The 24,809-nt window shown below is 73.0% G+C and carries 24 protein-coding genes; 11 read left to right on the forward strand and 13 right to left on the reverse strand.

Annotated features, from left to right (window positions below; all coding sequences use genetic code 11):
* Positions 1–16: 16 nt before the first annotated feature.
* The 4 genes from ACEQ2X_RS14925 to ACEQ2X_RS14940 form a co-directional block, all read right to left on the reverse strand.
* Positions 17–1,756, reverse strand: a complete 1,740-nt coding sequence (locus ACEQ2X_RS14925; RefSeq protein ID WP_370326622.1) for an ATP-binding cassette domain-containing protein — start codon at positions 1,754–1,756, stop codon at positions 17–19.
* Positions 1,757–1,759: 3 nt separating this feature from the next.
* Entirely contained in the window at positions 1,760–2,638 is an 879-nt protein-coding gene (locus ACEQ2X_RS14930; protein ID WP_370326623.1) for a branched-chain amino acid ABC transporter permease, read from the reverse strand.
* A 20-nt stretch (positions 2,639–2,658) separates the two neighbouring features.
* Positions 2,659–4,005 carry an ABC transporter substrate-binding protein gene (locus tag ACEQ2X_RS14935; RefSeq protein WP_370326624.1) on the reverse strand — a complete coding sequence of 449 codons (1,347 nt, stop codon included), beginning with the start codon at positions 4,003–4,005 and terminating at the stop codon, positions 2,659–2,661.
* Positions 4,006–4,152: 147 nt separating this feature from the next.
* Positions 4,153–4,923, reverse strand: a complete 771-nt coding sequence (locus tag ACEQ2X_RS14940; RefSeq protein ID WP_370326625.1) for an enoyl-CoA hydratase/isomerase family protein — start codon at positions 4,921–4,923, stop codon at positions 4,153–4,155.
* A gap of 92 nt (positions 4,924–5,015) precedes the next feature.
* Here ACEQ2X_RS14940 and ACEQ2X_RS14945 point away from each other — a divergent pair, with 92 nt between their 5' ends.
* From ACEQ2X_RS14945 to ACEQ2X_RS14965, 5 genes are all read left to right on the forward strand, one after another.
* On the forward strand, positions 5,016–6,242 hold the full coding sequence (locus tag ACEQ2X_RS14945; RefSeq protein WP_370326626.1) for an acyl-CoA dehydrogenase family protein: 1,227 nt from the start codon (positions 5,016–5,018) through the stop codon (positions 6,240–6,242).
* Positions 6,239–7,363, forward strand: coding sequence for an acyl-CoA dehydrogenase family protein (locus ACEQ2X_RS14950; RefSeq protein WP_370326627.1), 1,125 nt, complete (start codon positions 6,239–6,241; stop codon positions 7,361–7,363). The genes ACEQ2X_RS14945 and ACEQ2X_RS14950 overlap by 4 nt, the downstream gene beginning before the upstream one ends.
* Positions 7,360–8,511: an acyl-CoA dehydrogenase family protein gene (locus tag ACEQ2X_RS14955; protein ID WP_370326628.1), complete on the forward strand. Its 1,152-nt coding sequence runs from the start codon at positions 7,360–7,362 to the stop codon at positions 8,509–8,511. The genes ACEQ2X_RS14950 and ACEQ2X_RS14955 overlap by 4 nt, the downstream gene beginning before the upstream one ends.
* Positions 8,504–9,433, forward strand: coding sequence for an acyl-CoA dehydrogenase family protein (locus tag ACEQ2X_RS14960; protein WP_370326629.1), 930 nt, complete (start codon positions 8,504–8,506; stop codon positions 9,431–9,433). The genes ACEQ2X_RS14955 and ACEQ2X_RS14960 overlap by 8 nt, the downstream gene beginning before the upstream one ends.
* A gap of 84 nt (positions 9,434–9,517) precedes the next feature.
* Positions 9,518–10,582 carry a hypothetical protein gene (locus tag ACEQ2X_RS14965; RefSeq protein WP_370326630.1) on the forward strand — a complete coding sequence of 355 codons (1,065 nt, stop codon included), beginning with the start codon at positions 9,518–9,520 and terminating at the stop codon, positions 10,580–10,582.
* Positions 10,583–11,174: 592 nt separating this feature from the next.
* Here the strand turns inward: ACEQ2X_RS14965 and ACEQ2X_RS14970 are convergent.
* Positions 11,175–11,687, reverse strand: a complete 513-nt coding sequence (locus ACEQ2X_RS14970) for a hypothetical protein (protein ID WP_370326631.1) — start codon at positions 11,685–11,687, stop codon at positions 11,175–11,177.
* Positions 11,688–11,843: 156 nt separating this feature from the next.
* Between ACEQ2X_RS14970 and ACEQ2X_RS14975 the strand changes: the two genes are divergently transcribed.
* Positions 11,844–12,590, forward strand: coding sequence for a FadR/GntR family transcriptional regulator (locus tag ACEQ2X_RS14975; protein ID WP_370326632.1), 747 nt, complete (start codon positions 11,844–11,846; stop codon positions 12,588–12,590).
* On the opposite strand, the gene ACEQ2X_RS14980 is transcribed toward ACEQ2X_RS14975, so the two are convergent.
* The 5 genes from ACEQ2X_RS14980 to ACEQ2X_RS15000 are packed head-to-tail and all read right to left on the reverse strand — an operon-like array spanning position 12,587 to position 16,292.
* The gene (locus ACEQ2X_RS14980) at positions 12,587–13,315 is read right to left on the reverse strand and encodes a class II aldolase/adducin family protein (protein WP_370326633.1); all 729 of its coding nucleotides are present in this window, start codon (positions 13,313–13,315) and stop codon (positions 12,587–12,589) included. The genes ACEQ2X_RS14975 and ACEQ2X_RS14980 overlap by 4 nt on opposite strands.
* Positions 13,312–14,094, reverse strand: coding sequence for an SDR family oxidoreductase (locus ACEQ2X_RS14985; RefSeq protein WP_370326634.1), 783 nt, complete (start codon positions 14,092–14,094; stop codon positions 13,312–13,314). Before ACEQ2X_RS14985 ends, ACEQ2X_RS14980 begins: the two co-directional genes overlap by 4 nt.
* A complete protein-coding gene (locus tag ACEQ2X_RS14990) occupies positions 14,091–14,366 on the reverse strand; it encodes a dihydrodiol dehydrogenase (RefSeq protein WP_370326635.1) in 276 nt (91 codons plus the stop codon). Before ACEQ2X_RS14990 ends, ACEQ2X_RS14985 begins: the two co-directional genes overlap by 4 nt.
* Positions 14,363–14,905, reverse strand: a complete 543-nt coding sequence (locus ACEQ2X_RS14995) for a 3-phenylpropionate/cinnamic acid dioxygenase subunit beta (protein ID WP_370326636.1) — start codon at positions 14,903–14,905, stop codon at positions 14,363–14,365. Before ACEQ2X_RS14995 ends, ACEQ2X_RS14990 begins: the two co-directional genes overlap by 4 nt.
* 10 nt (positions 14,906–14,915) lie before the next feature.
* Complete coding sequence (locus ACEQ2X_RS15000; RefSeq protein WP_370326637.1) at positions 14,916–16,292, reverse strand: Rieske 2Fe-2S domain-containing protein; 1,377 nt, start codon at positions 16,290–16,292, stop codon at positions 14,916–14,918.
* A 170-nt stretch (positions 16,293–16,462) separates the two neighbouring features.
* On the opposite strand from ACEQ2X_RS15000, the gene ACEQ2X_RS15005 reads away from it, so the two are divergent.
* Positions 16,463–17,260 carry an IclR family transcriptional regulator gene (locus ACEQ2X_RS15005; RefSeq protein WP_370326638.1) on the forward strand — a complete coding sequence of 266 codons (798 nt, stop codon included), beginning with the start codon at positions 16,463–16,465 and terminating at the stop codon, positions 17,258–17,260.
* Between the two features lie 5 nt (positions 17,261–17,265).
* Complete coding sequence (locus tag ACEQ2X_RS15010; protein ID WP_370326639.1) at positions 17,266–18,468, forward strand: FAD-dependent oxidoreductase; 1,203 nt, start codon at positions 17,266–17,268, stop codon at positions 18,466–18,468.
* 18 nt (positions 18,469–18,486) lie between these two features.
* Here ACEQ2X_RS15010 and ACEQ2X_RS15015 read toward each other — a convergent pair whose 3' ends face one another.
* From ACEQ2X_RS15015 to ACEQ2X_RS15025, 3 genes are read right to left on the reverse strand one after another with little or no spacing between them, the layout of a single operon-like run.
* Complete coding sequence (locus tag ACEQ2X_RS15015; protein ID WP_370326640.1) at positions 18,487–19,260, reverse strand: citryl-CoA lyase; 774 nt, start codon at positions 19,258–19,260, stop codon at positions 18,487–18,489.
* Positions 19,253–20,410 carry a CaiB/BaiF CoA transferase family protein gene (locus tag ACEQ2X_RS15020; protein WP_370326641.1) on the reverse strand — a complete coding sequence of 386 codons (1,158 nt, stop codon included), beginning with the start codon at positions 20,408–20,410 and terminating at the stop codon, positions 19,253–19,255. The genes ACEQ2X_RS15015 and ACEQ2X_RS15020 overlap by 8 nt, the downstream gene beginning before the upstream one ends.
* Positions 20,407–21,798, reverse strand: coding sequence for an NAD(P)-binding domain-containing protein (locus ACEQ2X_RS15025; protein WP_370326642.1), 1,392 nt, complete (start codon positions 21,796–21,798; stop codon positions 20,407–20,409). The genes ACEQ2X_RS15020 and ACEQ2X_RS15025 overlap by 4 nt, the downstream gene beginning before the upstream one ends.
* A 137-nt stretch (positions 21,799–21,935) precedes the next feature.
* On the opposite strand from ACEQ2X_RS15025, the gene ACEQ2X_RS15030 reads away from it, so the two are divergent.
* The 3 genes from ACEQ2X_RS15030 to ACEQ2X_RS15040 all read left to right on the forward strand — a co-directional run bounded on the left by ACEQ2X_RS15030 (position 21,936) and on the right by ACEQ2X_RS15040 (position 24,774).
* Entirely contained in the window at positions 21,936–22,739 is an 804-nt protein-coding gene (locus ACEQ2X_RS15030; RefSeq protein WP_370326643.1) for an ABC transporter ATP-binding protein, read from the forward strand.
* The gene (locus tag ACEQ2X_RS15035) at positions 22,736–23,611 is read left to right on the forward strand and encodes an ABC transporter permease (protein ID WP_370326644.1); all 876 of its coding nucleotides are present in this window, start codon (positions 22,736–22,738) and stop codon (positions 23,609–23,611) included. Before ACEQ2X_RS15030 ends, ACEQ2X_RS15035 begins: the two co-directional genes overlap by 4 nt.
* A 68-nt stretch (positions 23,612–23,679) precedes the next feature.
* Complete coding sequence (locus ACEQ2X_RS15040; RefSeq protein WP_370326645.1) at positions 23,680–24,774, forward strand: ABC transporter substrate-binding protein; 1,095 nt, start codon at positions 23,680–23,682, stop codon at positions 24,772–24,774.
* Positions 24,775–24,809 lie beyond the last annotated feature (35 nt).

A 24,809-nucleotide genomic window follows, 5' to 3' on the forward strand; every position in this document is an offset into this window, starting at 1 on the left:
CTCGTGTCGGGCTGGGTCATGCCAGGTACGCCTCACGGACCTCGGGGCTGTCCTGCAGCTCGGCCGGCGGGCCGCTCCACAGGATCGCGCCCAGGTTCATGACCGCGACGGTGTCACAGACGTCGTGGACCAGCTCCAGGTGGTGCTCGACGAGCACGACCGGGACGCCCTCGGCGGCGACGCGGGTGATCAGCTGGCCGAGCAGGGCCATGTCCTCTGCGGACAGCCCGGCGGCGGGTTCGTCGAGGAGCAGGAGCCGGGGCGCGCGCAGGACGGCCATGCCGACCTCGAGGAACCGCCTGGTGCCGTGGGCGAGGGTGCGGACGGTGGCGCGGCGCTGGTCGAGCAGGCCGGTGTCGCGGAGGAAGGTCATGGCCAGCCCCTCGAACCGCTCCCGGTGCGCCGGTGGGCCGGTGGCGCCGCGACGCGCGAGGGCGAGGTGCTCGTCGACGCTGAGGTCGCCGAAGACCTTGGGGACCTGGAAGGTGCGGCTGACGCCCTCGGTCGCCAGCGCGACCGGGTCGCCGACGGCGACGGGCGTGCCGTCGATGCGGACCTCGCCGGCCTCGGGCGGGTAGTAGCCGGACAGGACGTTGACCAGGGTGGTCTTGCCCGACCCGTTGGGACCGATGACCCCCAGGACCTGCCCGCCGCGCAGGGTGACGTCGACGTCGTCCAGGGCGACGACGCCGCCGAAGGAGCGGCGCAGGCCGCGGGCGTCCAGCTGGGCGCCGGTGTCGGCGGGCGCGGTCGGCCTCTGCGGGTCCTCCGCCGGTGCGGCGGTGTCGGCCGGGGGTGGGGTGGGCAGCAGCCGATCGGGCACCGGCACGCTGGTCCGCGACACGATGCCGCGGGGCAGCACCCGGATCGCGACGATGATCAGCCCGCCGTAGATGTAGCTGCTGAGCGCCGGGTGGCCGGACAGCAGGATCGGCAGGATGCCGACGATGGCCGCCCCGAGCACCGGACCGGAGCGGGTGCCGGGGCCGCCGAGGACCACCATGATCAAGAACAGCACCGACAGGTGGACGTCGAAGAAGTCCGGCGTGATCGCGGTGGACAGGTAGCTGAACATCGCCCCGCCGAGCGCGCCGACGCCGGTGCCCAGGGCGAACCCGGCGACCTTAGCCGGGTACACGGCGATGCCGAGGGCCGCGGCGCCCAGCTCGTCGGCCTTGATCGCCAGCGCGGCCCGGCCGAAGTGGGACAGCCGCAGCGCGGAGGCGCCCAGGTAGACGACCAGGGCCAGGGCCAGGGTGGCGAAGAACAGCTCGCCGGCGCCGGCGTCGTCCATCCCCCACACCAGCGGGGCGCGGATGCCGAGCACGCCGCCGACCCCGCCGGTGATGTCGAGACCGCGGGCGGCGTCCTGGACGACGAAGGTCAGGCCGAGGGACACCATGGCCAGGCCGATGACGCCCAGCCGGCCGGCGGGCAGCCCCATCACCGCGCCGGCTGCGGTGCCGACGACCAGTGCGGCGGCCAGCCCGATGACGACCGGCGCGTCGAGGGTCGTGGTCAGGATGGCGCTGGTGTAGGCGCCGACGGCGAAGGCGGCGCCCTGGCCGAGGGACAGCTGCCCGAACAGGCCGGCGGGGACGTTCAGGCCGATCGCGGCGATGCCGTACAGCAGGGCGAGGGACAGCAGGTACGTCTCGTAGGAGGCGACGCCCAGGACCGCGCCGGCGACGCCGATGGCGACCGCGGCCAGCGGCCCGTGGACGATCGGGTCGGCCAGTCGACGGCGCGCGTGCACCCCTCAGACCTCCCGCAGCGTGGTGCCGCTGAACAGGCCGGTGGGGCGGACCAGGTAGAAGAGCAGGAAGCAGCCGAAGACGACGGCGTTCACCCACACCGCGCTCAGGTGGTACGCGGTCGCCTGGATGACGAACCCGACGACGTAGGCGCCGATGTACCCACCGGTGATGTTGGCCAGCCCGCCGATCGCGGCGGCGACGAAGCCGATGAACACCAGGCCGAAGCCGGTGTGGGGCTCGACCAGGAAGATCGGGGCGACGACCAGGCCGGTGACCGCGGCGACCAGGGCGGAGATCATCAGCGCGATCCGCGACATCCGCGTCGGGGAGATGCCGATCATGCGGGCGCCGTCGGCGTCCTCGGCGACCGCGGTCAGCATCCGCCCCAGGTCCGTGCGGTCGTACAGCCAGGTCAGGGCGATCAGCACGACCACGGCGGCGACGATCACCAGCAGCCCCTGGGGGCTCAGCCGCGCCCCGGCCACCTCGAGCGGCTGGCGGGGCAGGGCGATCGGGAAGGACTGCACCTGCCCCTCGAAGGGGGCGAACGCGGCCTGCTGCAGGATCAGGCTGACGCCCAGGGTGGAGAGGATCCAGGGGTACTGGCCGGGCTGGCCGATGAAGGGCCGGATGGCGACGACCTCCTCGACCAGCACCAGCGCCACCGGGACGACGACCGCGGCCACGAGCGCCACCCAGGCCGGCCAGTCGAGGATCGTGTAGCTGACGAGCGCGGCCATCGGTGCCCAGACGATCAGCTCGCCGTGGGCGAAGTTCAGCACCCGGGTGGTGCGCTCGACGACGTTGAAGCCGGTGGCGACCAGCGCGTACACGCTGCCTGAGACCAGGGCCGGGATGACCAGGAAGTTGATGAAGTCCATGTGGCGCTGGTCGCCCCGTCCTAGTCGAACAGACCCTCAGGTGCCGCGCAGGTGCCCTGGCACTGCTGGCCGGCGTTGAAGCCCGACAGCTGGTCCAAGGTGATGCCGACGTGGTCGTCGGGTGTGTAGGTCCGCGTGCCGCGGGTGACCTGGAAGGGCTCGCCGCTCTCGAGGGCCTCGCGGATCGCCTCGGGGTCGGTGGAGCCGGCCCGGTCGATGGCCTCGGCGAGGATGAACACGCCGTCCGCCCACAGCGAGGCGTTCAGGTGCTCGCCCTGCAGCTTCTCCTCGCCGAACATCTGGCCGAAGCGGTCGAAGAAGGCCTGGGTCAGGTCGGTCGTCTCGGGGCCGGGGGTGCCGGGCTCGTCGGAGAGGAACGCCAGGGGGATCGGCACGCCGACGGCCTGGGCCAGGGTCTCCTCCCCGACCGATTCGCGGACGCCGGCCTCACCGATGACCGCAGGGGCGGTGGTCGGGACCTCCCAGCCGAGGGTCTCGAGGCCCTGGAGGGTGCGGACCAGACCGGGTCCGAGGCCCCAGTACATCAGGCCGGTCGCGCCGGCGTCCTGCAGCTGGTTCAGCTGACCGGTGACGTCGGTGGCGTTCGGTGGGAAGTTGACGACGGCGACGGCCTCTGCGCCCTCCTCGGCGAGCAGGGCCTCAGCGGCCTCGGCGGCCTCCTGCCCGAAGGCGCCGTCCTCGTAGATGATGCCGATCTCCTCGACGCCGGCGGTGTCGAGCAGGTACTGCGCGGCGGTGCCGACGTTCAGGTCGCCGGACTCGCCGGTGCTGAACGCCCACGGGTTGGCGCCGGCCTCCCAGATGGAGTTGGCGGTGGCGGAGGTGAGGGTGGGGATGCCGGCCTCGTCGATGATCGGGGCCTCGGCCAGGAACTCGCCGGACAGCGACGAGCCGATGATGCCGACGACGCCGTCCTGGATCAGCTGGCGCGCGCCGCTGGCGGCCTGGGTCGGGTCGCCCGCGGTGTCGACGGTCTGCAGCTCGAGGGGACGACCGTCGAGGACGCCGCCCTGGGCGTTGACGTGCTCGACGGCGGCGGTGGCCCCGTCGGTGAACAGCTGGCCCAGGGCCGCGGTCGGCCCGGTCAAGGTGGGCAGCAGGCCGATCACGATCGGCTCGCCGTCGGCAGGGTCGTCGGCGTCGTCGTCGGCGCCCTCTCCCCCGGTCGCGCCCGTGTCGTCGGCAGCGTCGGTGGGCTCGGCCTCGTCATCGGCGGGTTCGGTGTCGGCCTCGTCCTCGGCTTGTGCCGTGTCGCCCGCGGTGTCGTCCGGGTCAGCCGCGGCGGGCGCGTCGGCGTCGTCGCCGCCGCAGGCCGCCAGGCCGAGGGCCAGCAGCAGCACCGCCATGGCGGCGATCAGTCGCGTGGGAGTGTGGGCTCGGGACCCGGGGGTCCTCCATGTGATGCCTCGCACCTGCGTCCCTCCTGGAGCCCGCGGGCTCCGATCAACAATCGGCTCTATCTTTATAAACTTATAAGGATGGCGGAGGCGTGGTCAACCCCGACCGTCGCGCAGGGCGGCGATGCGCGCGATGTGCGCCGCCGAGCGCATGGACGCCCGTTCGGCGGTCACGCCGAGCTCGATGGCCGGCCACCCGGCCAGCAACTGCGTGTTGAGGGTGCGCTTGGTGTCCTGCACCGCCTGGGGGGGCAGGTCCGCCAGCCGGCGGGCCAGGTCCATCGCCTCGTCCAGCACCTGGTCGGCCGGGACGACGCGGTTGGCCAGTCCGTGGCGGGAGGCCTCCTCGGCCGGCAGGCGTCGCCCCAGGAAGAGGAACTCCTTGGCGATGTGCATGCTGGTCAGGGACGGCCACAGCGCGCCCCCGTCGCCGGCGACCAGGCCGACGGCGACGTGGGGGTCGGCCAGGTGGGCGTCGGCGGACATGACGACGATGTCGCTCATCACCGTCAGGCTGCAGCCCAGTCCGACCGCGGGACCGTTGACCGCCGCGACGACGGGCAGCGGGAAGCCGAGCATGGCCGTGATCAGCGCGGCCGCACCGGCCGCGGCGTCGGATGCCCTCGCGTCGCTGGCGTTGATCTCCGCGATCCAGTCGAAGTCCCCGCCCGCGCTGAACGCGCTGCCGGCGCCGGTCAGCACCACGGACCGGGCCTCGGCGTCAGCGGCCAGCCGACCCCAGACGGCGACCAGGCCGTCGTGCATCGCCTCGTCCACGGCGTTCAGGTGCTCGGGGCGCTGCATCGTCACGACGCGGACGGGCCCGTCGGCGCGGACCTCGACCTCGGGGGGCAATTCGTCGTACATCCGAGTCATCCTCTCCATCGGGTTGCTGTTACTTTATAAAGATTATAGATTCGAGCCAAGCGGCATCGGTGAGCGACAGCAGGAGGCAGCGCGTGGCAGGGGACACCCACGACGAGCTGCGGTCCCGCATCCGCGCGTGGTGTGCAGAGCACGTGCCGCGCGACTGGCGGCGGACCCAGGCCGGGGTGTCGCGGGACGACTACGTCGCGTTCCAGCAGGACTGGCTGGCCCGGCTCGAGGCCGGCGGCTGGGCGGTCCCCCACTGGCCGGCGGCGTGGGGCGGCGGGTACTCCCCCGCCGAGCAGGCGGTCATCTTCTCCGAGCTCGCGCGGGCCGACGCGCCGCGCCTGTCCCTCCACTTCATCTCCCTGCACCACGCGGCGGCGACGCTGCTGCACGGCGGCTCGGGGGAGCTGCAGGAGCGCCACCTGCCGGCCATCCGCGCCGGTGAGGTGTGGTGTCAGGGGTTCAGCGAGCCCGGCGCCGGGTCGGACCTCGCGTCGTTGCGCACCCGGGCGGAGCGCCACGGCGACGTGTACGTCGTCAACGGCCAGAAGACGTGGGCCAGCATGGCGATGTACGCGGACTGGTGCCTGCTGCTGGTCCGGACGGATCCCGACGCGCCGACGCGCCACGGCATCACCTACCTGGTCATGGACATGCGGGCGGACGGGGTGGAGGTGCGGCCGATCCGCCAGGCCACCGGTGAGGAGCACTTCTGCGAGGTGTACCTGGACGATGTCGAGGTGCCGGTCGCCAACCGGATCGGACCCGAGGACGAGGGATGGCGGGTCGCCCAGACCACGTTGAACTCCGAGCGGGCGGCGACGATGGTCGAGCTGGCCGAGCGGTTGGCGCTCGGGTACGGCTGGCTGGTGGACCTGGCCCGGTCGTCGCCGATGCCGGGTGGGGGGTTGCCGGGTGGCGGGTCACAGGGTGGCGGGTCGCTCCTCGACGATGCGCTGGTCCGTGATCGCTTGGGCGGGTTCGCCGCGGAGGTGGAGTCCCTGCGGCTGCTGGTCGGCCGGGCGGTGTCCGATGACCTGACCGATGCCCAAGCCGGCGCGCTGGCCTCGATCGTCAAGCTGACCTACAGCGAGCTGCTGCAGCGGCTGATGGACTTCGGGACGTCGGTCGCCGGGCTGGGTGCGCACCTCGAGACCGACCGCCCCGCCAGCGGGGGGTGGGAGTCCGGTGCGTGGCTGCTCGACTTCATCGCCTCGTGGGAGTGGACCATCCCCGGCGGGACCAGTGAGATCCAGCGGACGATCATCGGCGAGCGCGCCCTGGGCCTGCCACGAGAGCCGAGGGCGGCGTGATCCTCCCCGAGCTCGACGCCGACCGGCGGGCGCTGCGCGAGGTCGTGGACCAGTTCCTGGCCGAGGCGTCGTCGTCCGAGGTCGTCCACCGGGTGGTGGACGGTGGGGGTGCCGCCGCCCTCGATCGCGCGGTGGCGGAGATGGGGTGGGTCGGGATCGACGTGCCCGAGTCGTTGGGCGGCGGCGGGGCGGGGCTGTCCGAGCTCGCCGTCGTGCTGCGCGGCTGCGGGGCGGCGTCGGCGTCGACCCGGCTGCTCGGCACCGGCGTGCTGTGCGTCGGCGCTCTGCTGGCGGCCGGCTCGGACGACCAGCGCGAGCGGTGGGTGCCCCCGCTGGTCGACGGGTCGCTGGCGGGGGCCGTCGCGATGCCAGGGGTGTTCTCGTCGGGCGAGCGCGTCGCGGCGCAGGAGACGGGTGAGGGGTGGGTGCTCGACGGCACCGCGTCGTTCGTCGTGGACCTCGTCGGCGCGGACGTGGTGGTGGTGCGGGCGGTGTCGTCCTCAGCGGGTGCGGTGCTGGCAGTCGTCCAGACGGCAGCCGACGGGGTGTCGGTCGTGCACCAGCCGACGGTGGACCGGACGCGGTCGCTCGGACGCCTCGCCCTGGACGGCGTGGCCGTCGGACCGGACGCCGTGCTGGCCGTCGGGTCGACGGCGGACACCGCGATCGAGGCGCTGGTGGACCGGGTGGCGGTGGCGATGGCGGCCGATGCGGTGGGCATCACGTCGCGCGTGCTCGAGATGACCACCACGTACACCCGGCAGCGCGAGCAGTTCGGCCGCCCGATCGGGTCCTTCCAGGCGGTCAAGCACCAGGCGGCCGACGTGCTGGTCGGCCTCGAGGGCGCACGGGTCCTCCTCGACCAGGCGGCCGTCGAGGTCGGTGCGGGAGCGGCGACGGCATCGCGGACCGCGTCGATGGCGAAGGACCTCGCCTGCGGGGTCGCCGCCCGCGCGGCCGGCACGGCCATCCAGCTGCACGGCGGCATCGGCTACACCTGGGAGCACGACCTGCACATCCACCTGAAGCGCGCGAAGCTCGACGAGGCGCTGTTCGGCGACGGCCGCTGGCACCGCTCACGGGTCGTCGGCCTGCTCGGCGACGGGGGGCTGATCGGATGATCCCCTACGGACCGCTGGAGGCCGTCGACGGCATCCGCGCGGAGCTCCGCGACCTGGTCGACGCCCACGTGCCGGCGGACTTCATGGGTGCGTTCACCGACGACCCGGCGGACTTCGAGGCCGCCCAGGCGTTCTGCCGGGTGCTCGGCGAGCGACGGCTGCTGACGTTGGCGTGGCCCGCCGACATGGGCGGCCGGGACGGCACGGTGTGGGAGCAGGCCGCGCTGCGCGAGGAGATGTGGGCGGCCTTCGAGCCCCGCGGCGCGCAGTACATGGGCGTCAACTGGGTCGGACCCGCCATCGAGCGGTTCGGCACGCCGGCGCAGAAGGCGGCGCACCTGCCCCGCATCGCCGCCGGTGAGGTCGTGTGGTGCCAGGGGTTCTCCGAACCCGAGGCCGGGTCGGACCTCGCATCCCTGCGGACCCGCGCGGTGGCCCACGGCGGTGGCTGGACGGTCCACGGCCAGAAGGTCTGGACGTCGTACGCCGGCATGGCCGACTGGCTGTTCCTGCTGGCCCGGACCGCTGACGAGGGGCGCAAGCACCACGGCATCACGGTGTTCCTGGTCCCGATGGACCGCCCGGGCATCGAGGTGCGGCCGATCCCGTCGATGTTGGGGCCCCACCACCTCAACGAGGTGTTCATCGACGGGCTGGAGGTCACCGCCGACGACGTCCTCGGCGACGTCCACGACGGCTGGGACCTCGTGCGCGAGGCGCTGGCGTTCGAGCGCGTCGGCATCGCCCGGTACGCCCGCTGCGAGCGGCTGCTGCAGGAGGCGCCGCAGGTGCTGGGGCTGCGGTGGTCGGCGGTGCCCGACGCCCTGCGGCAGCGGTGGGCGGCCGCGTTGGTGCACACCCGCCGGGCGCGGCTGCTGGCCTACCGGGTCCTCCAGGGCCAGGAGGACGGCGCCGCGGACCCCGGGCAGGCCGCGGCCTACCGGATCGCGGTGACCCAGCTCGACCAGGAGGTCGCCGAGGTGCTGATGGACATCGTCGGGGCACAGGGGCTCGGCGCCGACGACCGGTTCACCCGGGCCGTCGAGGACCACTGGCGCTACGCGCAGGCGTCGTCGGTGGCGTCGGGGACGATCGAGATGCAGCGGCTGCTGCTGGCCCGCCGGATCCTCGGGGGGAACGGTGGCTGAGCTCCTGAGCCCCGAGGCCGAGCAGTTCGGCGCCGTCGTCACCGACGCGCTGGAGGCGGAGGGCGGCGTGGACCTGGCCCGGGCGGCCGAGGCCGACCCCGACGTGCGGGTGGGGTACGGCGAGCTGCTCGGGTCGCTGGGGGTGTGGGACCTGGACCCCTCCACCGATGGTGTGGAGCTCGAAGCCGCCGCCGCGGCGTGCCGGGCAGCGGGACGGGTGGCGCTGCCGTACCCGGTGGCCGAGCGTGTCGCCGCGACGGGGCTCGACGGCGTCGACGCGCTGGTGCACGTCGACCCGGACGTCCCCCGGGTGGGGCACGCGGGGTTGGGGTTGGTGTGGCGGGCGGTGCGTGACGGGTTCTCCTCGGCCGTGGTCGAGGAGGCCGCGCCGGTGCGGAGCCGGTTGGGGTTCTTCGCCGCGGATGTCGTCGTCGGGCCGTGGGCGGAGACGGAGGGCCGGGACGAGCTCGCGCGGCTGGTCACCCTGCAGTGCTGGACGTTGCTGGGGGTGCTGGACGGCACCGCGGGCCACACCTACCGGTACGTGACCGAGCGCGAGCAGTTCGGCGCCCCGCTGGCCAGCTTCCAGGCCCTGCGGTTCGCGTTGACCGACGTCGAGGTCCACCGGTTGGGCCTGGTCGAGTTGGCCCGCTACACGCTGTGGTCGCTCGGCGAGGACCGGCCATCGGCCTGGGGGGACGCGCTGGCCCTGCGGCTGGCCGCGCTCGAGGCGGCCGAGGCGGTCTTCCGGATCTGCCACCAGGCGCACGGTGCGATCGGGTTCTGCGACGAGTCGGACCTGTCGTGGCTGTCCCGCCACAGCCAGGTGCTGCGCCGGCTGCCGTGGGGGCGCTCCCAGACCGAGGCGGCGCTGGTCGCCGAGCTGTCGCAGGTGCCGTTGGCGGGGCCGTTCAGCGGGTGACGAGGTCACGCCCTGCCGACCTCTCCCACGCGCACGGTGAGGGGATGCGGGCGCAGCCGGTCGCCGATGGCACCATGCCCGGCCATGCCTGGATGGAGACGGCGGCGGCACCGGGCGCGCTGGTGGCGTCGGACCGAGCACCTGCGCTTCGGCCTGGCCCTGGCGGGGGTCGCGGTCCTGTTCCTCGTGCTCGCCCAGTACGAGCCGCGCCGCACCGATACCGCCGAGCCTGTGGTGCTGGCCCCCGCAACGGTCCGGGCACAGGGGGACGCCGTGCCGACCCCGGCCGTCGATCCGGTCCCCGAACCGGCCTGGGTCTGGTGGGGTGACGGGTTGACCGCCGGGCAGGGCGGCGGGGGCGTCCACGCCCCGGCCGTGCTCGGCGAGCTGCTCGGCGTCGACGTGGTGAACTTCGGTGTGGGTGGGGAGGGGTCGGCGGAGATCGCCGCCCGCGCCAACGCGATCCCCACGGTCCTGGACGTCGCCGGTGGGCAGATCCCGCCGGCCGGGGAGGTGGCGGTCAGCCCGAACGTCGAGCTGCTCCTGCAGGGCCCGTCGGTGCTGCTCGGCCGTCTGGCCGGCGTGGACGGTCGGTTGATCTCAGGGCCCAACGGCTCCTACACCTTCCAGCGGGACGAGCCCGGCGAGCCGGTCGTGACGGACGCGGCGCAGTTCGTCTCGACCACGGCAGAGGCGTACCGCGACCACCAGCCGATCCTGTGGCTCGGACGGAACAACCACGACGATCCCGAGCGGATCGTGGCGGACACCCAGGCGATCATCGAGCACCACGGGGCGGCAGAGGACCGGTTCGCGGTCCTGACCGTCCTGAACTTCGGCGTCTCGGAGGGGAGCGGCACCCCGACCTACGACGCGATCGCCGCGGTCAACACCGCGCTGGCCGATCGGTGGCCCGACCACCTCATCGACGTCCGCCGGTGCCTGATCGACACGGGCATGGACCGGGCCGGCATCGCGCCCTCGGTGGTCGACGTCGAGGCGATGGCCGCCGACGCCGTCCCCCCATCACTCACCAGCGACCCGGTCCACCTGACCGCCGAGGGCTACACCGCGGTGGCGGGGTGCGTGCACGACTGGATGGTCGAACGCGGCTGGACCTCGGACGCGATGGATCTCGACGGTTCCTGAGGCCTCGTCCTGGTCGCGGGCGTCGGTCCTCAGCACTGCACGCCGTCAACCGCTTCTCACGGAGTGTTCATTCTGTCGCGCCAGTGTGCCGAGCGTCCTTACCGCGTCACCACGGGTGTGAACGTGCACCTCTGCAGACGGCGGGATACCAACGGGTCCCAGAACGGAGCTCCACCATGCGATCCAGAACGACGACGGGGGCACTGGTCCTCCTCCTGATCTGCGCGCTGGCGGTGACAGCGGCGCCGGCCGGTGCGATCGACGCAACACCGTCCGTCGATCGCGGCCTGCCCGCGGCGAACCTCAACAACACGGCGGGCGCGAACCGGAGCAACGTCGCATGGGCTGACACCGATGGCATCACCGGGGATGACTTCGTGATCGGGGAGACCGGCCAGGCCTGGGTGATCGAGGCGGTCCGGACCTGGAGCGTGCCGGCCGACGCCGACGACGTGCAGGACGTCACCCTCTACCTGGCCCCCGAGTATGACGACCTCACGGAGGTGGCCAACGGGACGTCGAGCACGCCGGTGGATTACCCGGGCACGAACGAGACCTACGAAGGGCAGTCGGGTGCCTATCGAGACCTGGTTCAGCACGACTTCACCGGCCTCCAGTCCTGCAGGGTGCGCACGGCCGGGAGCACGAAGGCCTCGGGGTGGCCCGCCGCACACGGGGCGACCTCGGCCAGGCCGGCGGTCGCGGGGCTCAGGCACTCCTCGAACGTCGCACCGTTCAGGACGTTGAGGTTGGCGACGAAGCCATCGCCGAAGCGCTCGCGCAGCGGGGTGAGCACGAGGCCGTACGCCTCGACCGGCGGGAGGTCCTTGTCGAGGCGCCGGCCATGCGAATCCGTCACCCACGTGAAGTCGATGTGCACCCCGCAGGCGCCTGCCTCGATCACCTCGGTGGCCGCCTGGACGTAGTCCTCGACGTCGATGGGGTAGCCGTCGACCGCGGCGCCGCCGGACCGGCCGGCCACCGCCACGTTGATGGCGACGGACTCCGGGATCTCCCACGGCGGCTGCACGGAGGGATCGGCGACGAAGGCATAGGCCTCCATCTCGTCGCGCGCAGCGTCCCACAGCGCGGGAGGTGTGCTCATGGCGGCTCCTCGGTCAGGCGCACGGCGGGCGTGCCCGACGTGCGGTGCGGCGGACCCCGGCTCCGGGTCACCGACAGCGTCACTCAACCACGAATCAATGGTTCATGCAATCATTGACTTAATGACCACATAGGTGGCGCCTGCTACCGTCCGCGCATGACCGCAGGCGCGTCGATGCCGTCGAGGGGGACGCTCGTCCCGATCCGCAACGAGCGGGTGCACGAGAAGGTGGCGCGCCAGCTGCGCGACAGCATCCTCGACGGCCACTACGGCCCCGGCGATCGGCTGCCCTCGGAGCGTGAGCTGATCGAGGCGCTCGGCGTCGGCCGCCCCGCGGTCCGACAGGCGCTGCAGGTGCTCGAGCACCAGGGGCTGGTGAAGGTCCACCTGGGCGCCAACGGCGGCGCGGTGGTCACCGACGTCGGCCTCGGGCCGGCGCTGCAGTCACTCGTCAACCTGTTCGCCACCCGGCGGATCACACCGACGCAGTTCGTGGATGCGAAGGCGGTCCTCGAGCCCGCGATCAGCGCTGCCGTGGCGACGGCGATCACGGACGACGAGCTCGCCGAGCTCCGGCGCAACGTCGACGACTCGACCGCTGCCCTCGACGGTCGGCGGGACGACCTGCTCTGGCTGACCCTCGAGTTCCACCGGGTGGTGGCCCGAGCCACCCAGAACCCGATGCTCGAGCTGACCCTCCTCGCCTTCACCGAGGTGGCGATGTACATCCCGGAGTTCCACGGCGGGTCCGACCCCGGCTGGCGCGGGATCGTGGATGACCACGTGCGCCTGCTCGACGCCTTGGAGGCACGCGACCCCGATCGGGTCCACGAGCTGATGGTCGCGCACCTCCAGATCGTCGTCGACGCCTTCGACACCGATGGCGGCGACACGCCGCCCTAGGAGACGAGACCCACCCGGTCCTCCGCCTCGACCTCGGCGACCAGCGACCGCCAGACCAGCTGGTCGTTGAACGCCGATCCCAGGTCGGGCAGCTCCGCGAGGTCCGTCGGCGGGACCGCGTCTGGTGTGACGCCGAGCGCGACCAGCTTCACGGTGAGGTCGAGCAGCACGTCCAGGTTGATCGCGCGGACGACCGCCTGCTCGACGGTCTCCCCCGTGACCGCGATGCCGTGGCCCCGCATGACGCACACGTCGCGGCTGCCCATCGCCTCCGCCAGCTCCTCACCGAGCTCGGGTCGGCTGATCAGCACCGACCGCGGGTACACCGGGACGCCGCCGAGCGCCAGGCGCAGCGCAGGGATGTTGTACGCCCCGATGACCGGCCGGACCCGCTCGCCGGCCAGGCCGTACAGCAGGGCGGCCGGCGGGTGGGCGTGCACGACCGCCCCGACCTCGGGCCTGCGCCGCATCAGCGCGGTGTGGATGTGCACCTCCTTCGGCAGCGCGAAGCCATCCGGGAGGTCGACGGGCCGGGCGTCGGTCGAGACCCGCCACACCTCGTCCGGGTCGCTGCGGCGCAGCCCGCGCTCCTGCGGCCCGCGGCAGCGGATCAGCAGCTCGTCGTCGTCGGTGCGGGCGGACACGTGGCCCAGGATCCCGCTGACCAGCCCCTCACGGGCCAGCACACGGCACGCGGTCGCGACGGTCTCTCGCAGGGCTGTCACGCCACACCCATCCCGCCGTCGGAGCGGATGATCTCCCCCGTGACGCCGGGCGCCTCCCCGGATGCCAGGTAGACGTACGCACCGGCGTGGTCCGCGGGCGTCAGCGCCACCTGCAGGGGCGTGCGCTGGCGGATCCCCTCGGTCCGGCCGGGCCGGTCCTCCAGCCGGTCGCCGTGCTGGTCGAGCGCCCGCAGCCCGCGGAGGTCGGTCGCGACGGTCCCGCCCGGCGCGACGCCGTTGACCCGCACGTCGGGCGCGAGCTCGTGGCCGAGCTGGACGACCAGCCCGCGCAGGGCGTGCTTGGACGACACGTACAGCGCCCCTCCCCTCCCGGCGTAGAAGCTCGAGCTCGAGCACGTCACGACGATCGCCCCGCGGCTGTCCCGCAGCGGCTGGGCGGCGGCCCGGACCGCCAGCAGGACCGACTTGACGTTGGTCGCGTACGTCTCGTCGAAGGCCGCGTCGAAGACCTCGTCGTCGATGTCGGTCAGGTGGGTGTAGCCGTCGAAGACCCCCACGAACGTGCTGAGGGAGTCAACGCGGCCGAACGCGTCGACGGCGCGGGCCACCAGCGCGGCGTTGTCACCCGGATCGGTCGCGTCGCCCTGGACGGCCACCGCCCGATCGCCCAGCGCGCTCAGCTCGGCGCACTTGTCGCCGCTGCGCTCGAGGACCACCACCTGCGCCCCCTCGCGCAGGTAGGCCTCGACCACCCCCCGCCCGATGCCCGACCCGCCGCCGCTGACGAGCGCGACGTGGCCCTCCATCCGGCCGGTCACCGACCCTCCTCCTGCGCCGACGCGACGTCGTCGTCCCCCTCGGGACCGAAGGGGGTCTCCATGAAGGCGGTGAAGGTCGCGGGCGTCTGCCAGGTGAGGGATTCGAGCTCGACGGGATCCAGCCGGATCGACCGGCCGAGCCGCGGGGAGGTGATCTCGAGCCGGACGCCGTTGTGGGTGTGGACCCGCTGGACGTGCACGACGGCGAACTCGTTGGCCAGCTCCTGCAGCGGGCCGTCGGTCGCCGGGGCCTCCGGCCGGCCGTCGCTCACAGGAACACCGCCAGGTTCTGGGTCCGCAGGACGGACTCGTCGAGCCACACCTCGCGGTGGGCCAGCCGCAGGGCGCCGTCGACCTGGCGCAGCAGGTCGCGGCGGGCGCACGAGATCAGGTCCGGCTCGTGGACGTCGCCGCGGCTGCGGAACAGCAGCAGGTTGCTGATCGCGGTGACCGCGTCGTCGCCGGTCTGCCAGCAGCGGATGCCCGAGAGGTGGCGACGGGTCCGCGACGGGGGGTCCTCCGCCCACGCGTGCTCGGTGTCGAACCGCTCGACGCGCTTGCGGAGGGAGTACATGTCCTCGTCGAAGTGGCTCATCGCCGACGTGCTGGTCGCCAGCGTGTGGCCGGTGGTCACCCGGACGGGCACCAGGTACCGGATGTCCGGCTCGAGCAGCGCCAGCCACTCGTGGTGGGCCCGACGATCGAGCAGCGCCGCCTCGTCGACCAGGAAGTCGACGACCCGGTGGTGGCGCTCGTCCGCACCGGGGATGCGGACGTGGTGGGCATCGAGGTCGGTGGTGTCGAAGGTCATCGGCTGCGCCTCACGCGAGGGTGTCGGTCCGGCCAATCACGCCGGCGTCCGCCGCCGCGGTTCCGGTGGGCGTGTCGTCGGCCATGTAGTCGGCCCAGAGGTCCAGGAGGGCGCGCTGGTTGTGCTCGCTGAACCCGGTGTAGGCGCGTCCAGGGGCGGGCCAGTCGATCGGGGGGGACACGTCACGTCCGTCCCGGGTCCAGCCCATCCGGTTGTACAGGTTGAGCGACTGGGCCAGCTGCCCCCGCGCGACGTGGGTGATCGAGGTCCAGTTCTCGACATCGTCCTGCTCGAACATGCCGGATGAGCCGAAGCACATCAGGTACGCCTTGTAGGACGCGTCCTTGTACCACTGCGGCGCGTCGGCGGCGACGGCGAACCAGGACAGCACCTCGGTCTCCGTCGCGCTGATCGGGTGCCACTGCCGGACCGAGATGAAGGGGACGACCAGCCCCTCGTCGTCCACGACGGGCCAGTTGTGCACGAAGCTGAGGTTCGGCAGGACCGTGGCCGCCGACGGCATGAAGCCCGCCGCACCGGCCATCTTCTGCTGCGCGGGGTCCCAGTGCGCCAGCATCCGGTCGATCATCTCGTCGGGGTAGCCGATGTAGCGCAGGTTCTCGCGGGCGTCGTCGGTCGGGAGCTTGTACGTCGTCCCCCCGCCGGTGCCGGCGAAGTACAGCGCCCCCTCCTTGCGCTTGGCGGCCTTCGGCGCGCTGAACAGGTCGATGTCGACGACGCTCGCGTGGGTGTGCGGGGTGTGGTAGGTGTCGCCAGAGAAGTTCTCGGCGCCGATCTTCCAGTTGGCCTTGACGCGGAACCGCTGCGGCCCGCGGAGCTCGGCGCCCGCCGGGCTCTGGTCCAGGTAGAAGTCCATGTAGAACTCGAACCCGCCCAGGTAGTCGTGGAGGTCCGGCGCCCCCTCGTCGAGGGTGGCGAAGATCATGCCCGCGTGGGTGTCGACGCGCGGGGGGCTGACCAGCCGCACGCCCTTGCGCCGCAGGCCCTCCTCCCCGCCGTAGGCGTCGCGGTGGAACGGGACGCCAGCGAGCTCGCCGGTGTTGGCGTAGGTCCACGCGTGGTACGGGCAGCGGAAGTGCGAGGCGTTGCCGACCTCGGCCCGGCAGACCTGCATGCCGCGGTGGAGGCACATGTTCAACAGGACCTGCACGGCGCCGGTCTCGTCGCGGACGACGATGAAGGAGTCGTCGACGATCCGGCGGACGACGTAGTCGCCCGGGTCCGGGATCTCGGACTCGTGGGCCAGGAACATCCACGCACGACCGAACACCCGACGGGTCTCCAGCTCGAAGAGCTCGGGGTCGGTGTAGACCCCCGCGGGGATCAGCCCCCGGCGGATGTCGCTGAGGATCGAGTCGAGGTTCATGCCATCGCACTCCTGTGTCGGTCCTCCGACGCTACGAGCCCCGCAGTCATAGGACAAAGTCAAAGAAGTCGATAGTCACATAGTCGATCGGTTATGGGAACTCAGCGCGGTCCGTGGTCGGCTAGCCTTCGCCGCCGAGCTCGTCCGGCACCACGAGACGGCGTCACGACATGACCGACCAGCGCGACACGACCTCCCACTCCCGACCCCCGCCGGCGTACCCGATCGCGTCGGTCGACAGCGCGCTCCGCCTGCTGCTGCTCTTCCGCACCCGGCGTGAGTGGCGGCTCTCCGACATGGCCCACGAGCTCGACGTCGCGGACTCGACCGCGCACCGGTTGACGGCCATGCTCGAGTACCACGGGTTCCTCAGCCGGATGCCCCAGACGAAGGCCTACCGGATCGGCCCGAGCGTCCTCGCCCTCAGCCGCCACTCCGTCGGCGCCTCGGAGCTGCGGGCGGTGCTCCACCCCTTCCTCACCGAGATCGTGGAGGAGGAGGGGGAGACGGTCAGCCTGGGCGTGCTCGAGGGGACCGACATCCACTACGTCGACGCGGTCGAGAGCGACGCGGTCCTCCGGGTGGGGAACCGCACCGGGATGCGGATCCCCGCCCACTGCACATCGGCCGGCAAGGTGCTGCTGGCGGAGCTGCCGGACGACCAGGTCCGGGCGCTCTACCCCGACCCGTCGCTGCCCACGGTGACGGCGCGCTCGATCGACACCAGGGAGGCGCTGCTCACCGAGATCGCGGCCACCCGCCGCAACGGGTTCGCGACCAGCGTGGCAGCCAGCGAGGACGGGATCGCCTCGCTCGCGGTCGCGGTCCGGGACCGGGGCGGCCGCGCCGTCGCCGCCGCGGCCCTGGCGGCACCGCTCGCGCGCTGGCAGGCGTGGGACCAGGCGGCCGTCGCCGACCGCATGCGACGGGTCCTCGAGCCGGCCGCGGACCTCCTCGTGGGCGACTGACGTGGGTGGCTGACGCGCCGAGCCCCGACCCCGTCGTCGACGACCTGCCGGAGCGGGCCGAGGTCCTGGTGGTCGGGGCGGGGCCCGCCGGCGTCACGGCCGCGCTGGCGCTCGCGCGAGCCGGGATCGACCCGCTGGTGATCGACCGGCGTCCGGGGCCCGGCGGGCAGACCCGGGCGGTGTGGATCCAGCCCGGCAGCCTCGAGATCTGGCACCACCTCGGCGTGGCCGACGCGATCGTCGCGCAGGCGCAGGAGATCCGCGGGATCGCTGTCCACGGTCGACGTCGCGACATGGCCTGGCTGCCCCTCGACGAGCCGGACCTGTCCGTCCACCGCCCCGTGCTGCTCGACCAGCCGTCGACCGAGGCGGCGCTCCTCGCCGGGCTCGACCGCGCGGGCATCCGCGTCCGCTGGGGGTGGCGGTTCGCCGAGCTCCGCCGCCCGCTGCGGGCCGGCGCGCACGCCGCCACGGTCGAGGCCGGGCCGCGTCGCCGTGTCGTCCGGTGCCGGGAGGTCGTCGCGGCGGACGGGTCGCACAGCGCGGTGCGGGCCGCGCTCGGCCTGCGGATGACCGGCCACACCTACCCCCGGGTGCTCTACGTCGCCGACCTCACCGCCGACCTGGCGGTGGAGCGCGACCGCGCCCACGTGCTGCTCGCCGGCGACGGCGCGCACGCCCTCCTGCCGCTGCCCCGCGATCGCTGGCGCCTCGCGGGGACCGCGCCGGCCTGCGACGAGGACGACCTCCGGAGCCAGGCGACGACCGCGGTGCGCCGCCTCGGCGGCGACCTCCGGTCCCTCGACGCCGCCAGCACCCACCAGGCGCACCGTCGGATCCTCGACTCGTTCCGGCACCCCGGCATCAGCCTCGTCGGCGACGCCGCCCACCTGCACAGCCCGGTGGGCGGGCAGGGCATGAACCTGGCCGTCGCCGACGGCCACGCGATCGGCGGCGCCGTCGCGGACGCCCTGCGCGGGACGGACCGCCGGGCCGTCGAGGAGGCCGCCGCGCGGCGACGGCGCGCGGCGGTGCGGGCGCTGCGGACGACCGACGTGATGTTCCGGGTCCAGACCGCACCCGGTCGGGCCGCCGCGCTGGTGCGACCCCTCGCGTTCCGCGGGCTGTCCGCGGTGACCGCGCGCAGCCGCACGGCCCGTCGGGTGCTGTTCCGCTCGGTCAGCCAGGTACCCCGCCCGGGGCGGTGACAGCCCGCGGCGGGGGCGTCACGCCGAACCGCCGGGCGGCTCCTCGAGCGCGTGCTGGGTGACCTCGCGCTCCGCGCGCACCCACATCTCGCGCGCGATGGGCGTCGTCTGCTCCTCGAGGACGTGGCCGACCAGACCGGCCGCCCGGCCGATGAGCGCCAGGCCGCGCTCGGAGCCCGCCGGCAGGTCCAGCTCGCAGGCGAGGGCACCGATCGCGCCCGTGGCGTTCACGGGCAGGTGCCGGCCGATCGCCCGGCTGGCAGCCTCGCCGATCTGCTTCATCGTCTGGACGTACCACCCGTCCAGGCCGTGCTCGGCGGCGAGGGCCCAGAGCCGCTCGGCGCGCGGGTCGACCGGGTCGTGGACGGGGTGGCCGATGCCGGGTACCGGTCGACGCGCCGCCCGCCGCGACGCGACGACCCGGTCCGCCGGGTCGTCACCCCCGTCAGCGCGCGCCTCCCGCAGCATCGCCGACACAGCCTCCGCCGACCCGCCGAACACGTCGCCCAGTCCGAGCAGGCCGGCGGCGACGGCACCCTGCAGCGCCTCCGGGGCGCCCAGGTGCGTGAGGCGGGCGACCATCGCGCTTGGCGTCAGGCCGTGCTCGAGCAGGGTGACGAGGAGCGCGTCGAAGACCGCCTCCTGCCCGGCGGTGGGCTCGCGACCGGTCAGGTGCAGGAACGTGGTCCAGGCGAAGGATCGACGACCGAGGACGTCCGCCGCCAGATCGCGGCCGCGGACGAGCACCTGGTCGGGCGTGGACCACCCGAGGTCGGACCGGAGCTCAGCCATGGCGCACCTCCGCCTCGTCGAGCGCGCCGAGCACGTCGTCGGTGTCGGCGCCGAGCGCCGGCGGCGCGGTGTAGGTGGCCGGCCACGACCCGCGCCACGGCCGGTGCACGACGCGGACCGGCGCGCGCTGATCGGGCACGGGCAGCGCCGACGTCATGTCCAGGTGCGCGACGACGGGATCGTCCAGCGCCTCGCCCAGCGTGTGGACGGGGGCAGCGGGGACGTCCTCGGCCGCGAGGCGGGCGAGCCACGCGTCCCGCGGCTGGCGGGCGAAGGCGGGGCGGAGCTCCGCCTCGAGCTCGTCGTAGGCGTCCACGCGATCCCCGTAGGTGAGGAAGCGGGGATCGCCCTCGAGCTCGGGCCGTCCGACGGCCCGCAGCAGCCCCTGCCAGAACTTGGTCGGGGTGGAGAGGTGCACGACCAGGGGCCGACCGTCACCACACACGAACCCGTAGGACTGGGAGTGCCGCGGACGGGTACCCGGCGCCGGGCTGACCCCCGCGGCGAAGTAGTTCGTCACCGACTCCGCGAGGAAGTTGAGGCACGCCTCGATCATGGAGGTCCGGATGACCTGGCCACGCCCCGTGCGCTCGCGCTCGGCCAGCGCGGCCGACACCGCGACCGCGCTCAGGGCGCCGCAGATGGAGTCGGTCAGGGCGGGGCCGAGCGGGCGGGGGTCCTCGGTGCCGCTCGTCATCGACATCAGCCCGGTCAGCCCCTGCGCGACGGCGTCGTACATCGGGCGGTCCGCGCCGGGACCGTCCCCCGCGCCGGTGATCTCGCAGTACACGAGCCCCGGGTTGCCCTCGACCATCGCGTCGGCGTCGGCACCGAGCTTGGCCAGCGACGAAGGTCGGAAGTTCGTGACGAACGCCGCTGACGACGCCGCGAGCCGCGACAGCTGCGTGCGTCCCGCGGGGTCCCGGAGGTCGAGCACGACCGACCGCTTGTTCCGGTTGAACGCGGTGAAGCGGGGCGACGGGCCGGTCCCGTCCCACACGCGGAAGGGGTCTCCCTGGGGCGCCTCGACCTTGACGACCTCCGCACCGAGGTCGGCGAGGAGCATCGTGGCGTATGGGGCGGTGATGGCGGTGCCGAGCTCCACGACCCGCTGTCCGTGCAGCGGCCCGGCGGGCCCGTCCCCGCTCACGCCCCCGCCTCGTCCGACACGATCTCGGTCGCGTAGTCGGCCATCAGGTCGGCGAAGACCTCCTGCGGGGGCGGCCCGCCGTGCTCACGGCCCGCCGCGGACAGCCGGTCGAAGTACTCCACGTACTGGTTCGGCGAGAAGGTGCACAGCAGCCGGGCCGGGACGTCACCGGGGTTCGAGAAGGTGTGGGGGACGTCGACGGGGACCATCAGCCAGTCCCCCGGCCCGGCGACGACCTCCTCGTCGCCGTAGCGGATCAGCACCTGACCCTCGAGGACGTAGAAGCCCTCGTCGTGCTCGCGGTGGAGGTGCGGCGGGGGGTTGAAGGGACCGGGCGCGATGGTCAGCTCGGCCACCGCCAGACGTCCAGCGGTGGCGGTGCCCTCCTCCTTCCACGTGAGCGTCAGCGGGCCGATGCGGACGACCCGCCCCTCCCCCGCCGGAACCGGTGCCACCTGTGGGTCGTCTGCCATGTCCCTCTCCGTGCTCGTGTCGGTCTGTCGATGTGCGTCGCGCAGCAGGTCGGGCAGGGTGCCGACCTCACGGCTCCCGTGCCCGTCGGCGACCAGGGGGGCGACCGCAGCGCGGACGGCGTGGGCCTGCGGGAGGGGGACCCCGGCCTGGGCGGCGATGTCGAGGGCGAGGTCGAGGTCCTTCTGGACCGTGCGCAGGGTCCCCGCCCCCACGGACACCGAGGCGTCCACGTACTGCGGTGCGAGGAAGTCGTGGATGGCGGCACCCGACGGGCTGGCGCGCAGGGCCGCCAGGAAGGCGCGCGCGTCCACGCCGTCGGCCTCGGCGAGCAGCAGCGCCTCCGCGGTCGCCTGGTTGAGGGCGAACAGGACGGTGTTGAGCGCCACCTTCATGGTCGTCGCCCGACCGAGCGGACCGACGTGGAGGGGCTGGCCGAGGTGGGTGAGGAGCGGCTCGGCCCGGTCGTGGACCGACCGGTCGCCGCCGGTCAGCAGCGTCAGCTCGCCGCGCCGGGCGCGGGCGGGCGTGCCGGCCACCGGGCACTCGAGGAGCGCAGCGCCGAGGCCGGCCACGCGGGGCGCCAGGCGGTCCACGAGGGCCGGTCCGGTGGTGCCCAGGTCGATGAGCAGCCCACCGCGCCGCAGACCGGCCAGCAGCCCGTCGGACCCGGTGCAGACCGCGTGCAGCGCGTCGACGTCGGCCACGCAGGTGAGGATCACGTCGCAGGTGGCGGCGACCTCTCGCGGCGTCGACGCCGTGCGGGCACCACGTGCGGCCGCCAGGTCCTCCGCGACGTCGGACGTCCGGTTGTAGACCATGAGCCCGACGCCCCGGTCGAGGAGCCGCTCGGCGACCGCCATGCCCATCGCGCCGAGGCCGACGAGCCCCACCGAGACGCCGTCGACTCCGTCCACCGATCCTCCGTCCTTGACGTCCTCCGAACAGTGGGGCAGACTAGCAGAAGTCATTTCTGCTCTCAAGAAACTGAGCCGGATCGGGTCTGCGGGAGACCGCCGATGACGATCGCCGTGAGAGGACCCCTGGAGTGCACGTGATCTCCGAAGCAGAGCCGCAGCCCGGACCGCGAGCCACGGGCGGCACCGCGGACCCGGTTGTCCAGGCCAGGGAGGTCACGAAGGTGTTCGGCGGGACCGTCACCGCCGTCGAGTCGGCGACCTTCGACGTCCACGACGGCGAGTTCGTCTCGCTCGTGGGCCCGAGCGGCTGCGGCAAGTCCACGCTCCTGCGGCTCGTCGCCGGCCTGATCGACCGGACCTCCGGGAGCCTGGTCGTCGACGGCACGGACGTGACGGAGCCGCGCACGTCGACCGGGCTGATGTTCCAGCGGGCGACCCTCCTGCCGTGGAAGACCTCGCTCGAGAACGCCCTGCTCCCCTGCAAGCTGCGCGGGAGCGCGCTCGGCGAGGCCACCGCACGCGCCCTCGAGCTGCTCGACCTCGTCGGCCTCCAGGGGTTCGAGCACTCCTACCCCCGTCAGCTGTCGGGCGGCATGCAGCAGCGCGTCGCGCTGGCGCGGCTCCTCATGACCGGCGCCGACCTGCTGCTCCTGGACGAGCCGTTCGGCGCGCTCGACGAGTTCACCCGCGAGCACCTCAACCTCGAGCTGCTGCGCATCCACGACGAGTTCGGCCACACCACGATGTTCGTCACCCACAACATCGCCGAGGCGATCTTCCTGGCCGACCGCGTGGTCGTCATGACCCCCCGACCCGGGCGCATCGCCGAGATCGTCGACGTGCCGTTCGACCGACCTCGGGAGATGTCGCTGACGCGCTCCCCGGAGTTCAACGAGCTGGTCTTCACCGTCCGCGGCCTGCTGGGGGAGCCGGCATGAGCGCCCCCTCCCCTACGGATCGGCGCCGACGGGTCACCGCCGGGCAGGTCGTGCCGCCGGTGATCCTCCTCGTGAGCGTGCTCGTCGCCTGGGACCTCCTCGTGCGGTTCGAGGTGGTCAGCACCTTCATCCTGCCCCCGCCGCTCGAGGTCTGGGACAGCCTCATCGGGCTGCTGCCGACCTCGCTCCTGTGGACCAACGCAGGCCTGACCATGTACGAGACGCTCGCCGGGTTCGCGGTCGGGTCCGGCCTCGCGTTCGTGCTCGCCGTGGCATCGAGCCTGTGGCCCTACTTCCGCAAGATGGTGTACCCGTACATGATCGCGCTCCAGGTCACACCCCGGATCGCCGTCACCCCCGTGATCATCGCCTGGCTGGGCTTCGGGGCGACCCCGAAGATCGTGATCGCGGCGACCATCTGCTTCTTCCCCGTCTACATCAACACCCTGACCGGGATGATGTCGGTCGACGAGGACGCCCGCGAGATGTTCCGCGCCCTCCGCGCCTCGCGCTGGCAGACGTTCACCCAGCTGATGCTGCCCGCGGCGCTCCCGGTGACCTTCGCGGGGTTGAAGACCGGCATGACGCTCGCGCTGATCGGCGCGATCGTCGCGGAGTTCGTCTCGGCCCAGGCCGGCATGGGGCTGCTCATCCAGCAGTTCTCCTTCCAGCTGAACATGGCCGCCGCCTTCGCCGTCCTCCTGATGCTCACCGCCATCGGGCTGGTCCTGTTCGCGGTCATGGAGTACCTGGACCGCCAGCTCGTCTTCTGGGCGCACGAGGACCGGCTCGCGAAGAAGTCAGTGAAGAAGCAGGAGGCCGCCGGCCTCCGACACGACGCACGACCGACGCCCTCGAGGGAGGCAGCATGATCCAGCACGCACCACACCGAGTCCCACCACGCCCCAGGGGCGGGACCCTGCGATGGCTCGCGCTGGCCATGGTCGCGCTCCTGGCGCTGACCGCCTGCTCCGGCAGCGAGGCGGACGACGCCGATGGCGCCGGCGGCGGTGAGGTCGCGTCGGAGGGCGGGGACGACGCGGGAGCCGATGCCGGCGACGAGGGCGACGGCGGCGGTGAGCCCACGACGATCACGCTGCTCTCGCCGGTCCCGCCCTCGGTGTTCTTCTTCCCGGCCTTCGTCGGCGAGGAGCTCGGGTTCTTCGCGGAGGAGGGCATCGAGCTCGAGTACGAGTCGATCGGCGAGGGGGTGTCCATGACCTCGCTGCTCGTCAACGGCCGTGTTGACGTCGCCGCCCCGGGCGCGACCGAGGTGTTCCAGGGCCTCGACGCCGGGCAGGAGTTCGACGTCATCTACGACTACTACACCCAGGCCGTGGAGGGGATCGTGGTGCCGACTGACAGCGACATCGAATCGATGGAGGACCTCGAGGGTGCGACGGTCGGTCTGGCGGGCGACGAGGTCCGCTCGCTCCTCGCCTTCTCGCTGGACCAGGTCGGGCTCTCCATCGACGACGTCGAGACCGCGAACGTCGGGACCAGCGGATCGGTGATCGCCAACTCCCTCGAGCAGGGCGACATCGACGCGTTCGTCGGCGGCGTGCTCGACTTCGCGAGCCTCCAGGTGGCTGGCCTCGAGCTCCGCGACATCACCCCGGACGAGGTCGGACGGGTGCCCGGGGCCTCCTTCGCGGTCACCCCCGACGGTGCGGAGGAGATGGGTGACGCCCTGCCGGCGTTCCTCCGCGCGTGGTCCCGCGCGCTGCACGTCGGCCTGCAGGACCCTGCGCTGGTCGAGGAGATCATGCGTGAGGCCTCACCCGAGGAGTGGGAGGACCCCGAGGTCGGCGCAGCCACCCTCGACGTCGCGATCCAGCTCCAGGAGCAGGGACCCGAGGACTACGGCAGCCTCGACGACGAGGCGTGGGCGGTCGGCGTCGAGCAGGCGCTCGTCGCCGGAGACGTCGAGTCGGAGCTCGCCACCGACGAGTTCCTCGACGGCCAGTACCTCGACGCCGCCAACGACTTCGACCGCGACGAGGCGGAGACGGCCGCCGGGGGCTCCGGCAGCTGAGATGGCCGGGTCGGCTGGAGGTCGATCAGACCTCC

Source organism: Euzebya sp. (assembly GCF_964222135.1).
In the GTDB taxonomy this organism is placed as follows: Bacteria; Actinomycetota; Nitriliruptoria; order Euzebyales; family Euzebyaceae; genus Euzebya.

Bases quoted from the DNA above. Each gene is read 5' to 3' on its own strand.
- ACEQ2X_RS14930 (WP_370326623.1), bottom strand. From the start codon at position 2,638: ATGGACTTCATCAACTTCCTGGTCATCCCGGCCCTGGTCTCAGGCAGC.
- ACEQ2X_RS14935 (WP_370326624.1), bottom strand. From the start codon at position 4,005: ATGGCGGTGCTGCTGCTGGCCCTCGGCCTGGCGGCCTGCGGCGGCGAC.
- ACEQ2X_RS14940 (WP_370326625.1), bottom strand. From the start codon at position 4,923: ATGTACGACGAATTGCCCCCCGAGGTCGAGGTCCGCGCCGACGGGCCC.
- ACEQ2X_RS14955 (WP_370326628.1), top strand. From the start codon at position 7,360: ATGATCCCCTACGGACCGCTGGAGGCCGTCGACGGCATCCGCGCGGAG.
- ACEQ2X_RS14965 (WP_370326630.1), top strand. From the start codon at position 9,518: ATGCCTGGATGGAGACGGCGGCGGCACCGGGCGCGCTGGTGGCGTCGG.
- ACEQ2X_RS14970 (WP_370326631.1), bottom strand. From the start codon at position 11,687: ATGAGCACACCTCCCGCGCTGTGGGACGCTGCGCGCGACGAGATGGAG.
- ACEQ2X_RS14975 (WP_370326632.1), top strand. From the start codon at position 11,844: ATGACCGCAGGCGCGTCGATGCCGTCGAGGGGGACGCTCGTCCCGATC.
- ACEQ2X_RS14995 (WP_370326636.1), bottom strand. From the start codon at position 14,905: ATGACCTTCGACACCACCGACCTCGATGCCCACCACGTCCGCATCCCC.
- ACEQ2X_RS15000 (WP_370326637.1), bottom strand. From the start codon at position 16,292: ATGAACCTCGACTCGATCCTCAGCGACATCCGCCGGGGGCTGATCCCC.
- ACEQ2X_RS15005 (WP_370326638.1), top strand. From the start codon at position 16,463: ATGACCGACCAGCGCGACACGACCTCCCACTCCCGACCCCCGCCGGCG.
- ACEQ2X_RS15015 (WP_370326640.1), bottom strand. From the start codon at position 19,260: ATGGCTGAGCTCCGGTCCGACCTCGGGTGGTCCACGCCCGACCAGGTG.
- ACEQ2X_RS15035 (WP_370326644.1), top strand. From the start codon at position 22,736: ATGAGCGCCCCCTCCCCTACGGATCGGCGCCGACGGGTCACCGCCGGG.
- ACEQ2X_RS15040 (WP_370326645.1), top strand. From the start codon at position 23,680: ATGGTCGCGCTCCTGGCGCTGACCGCCTGCTCCGGCAGCGAGGCGGAC.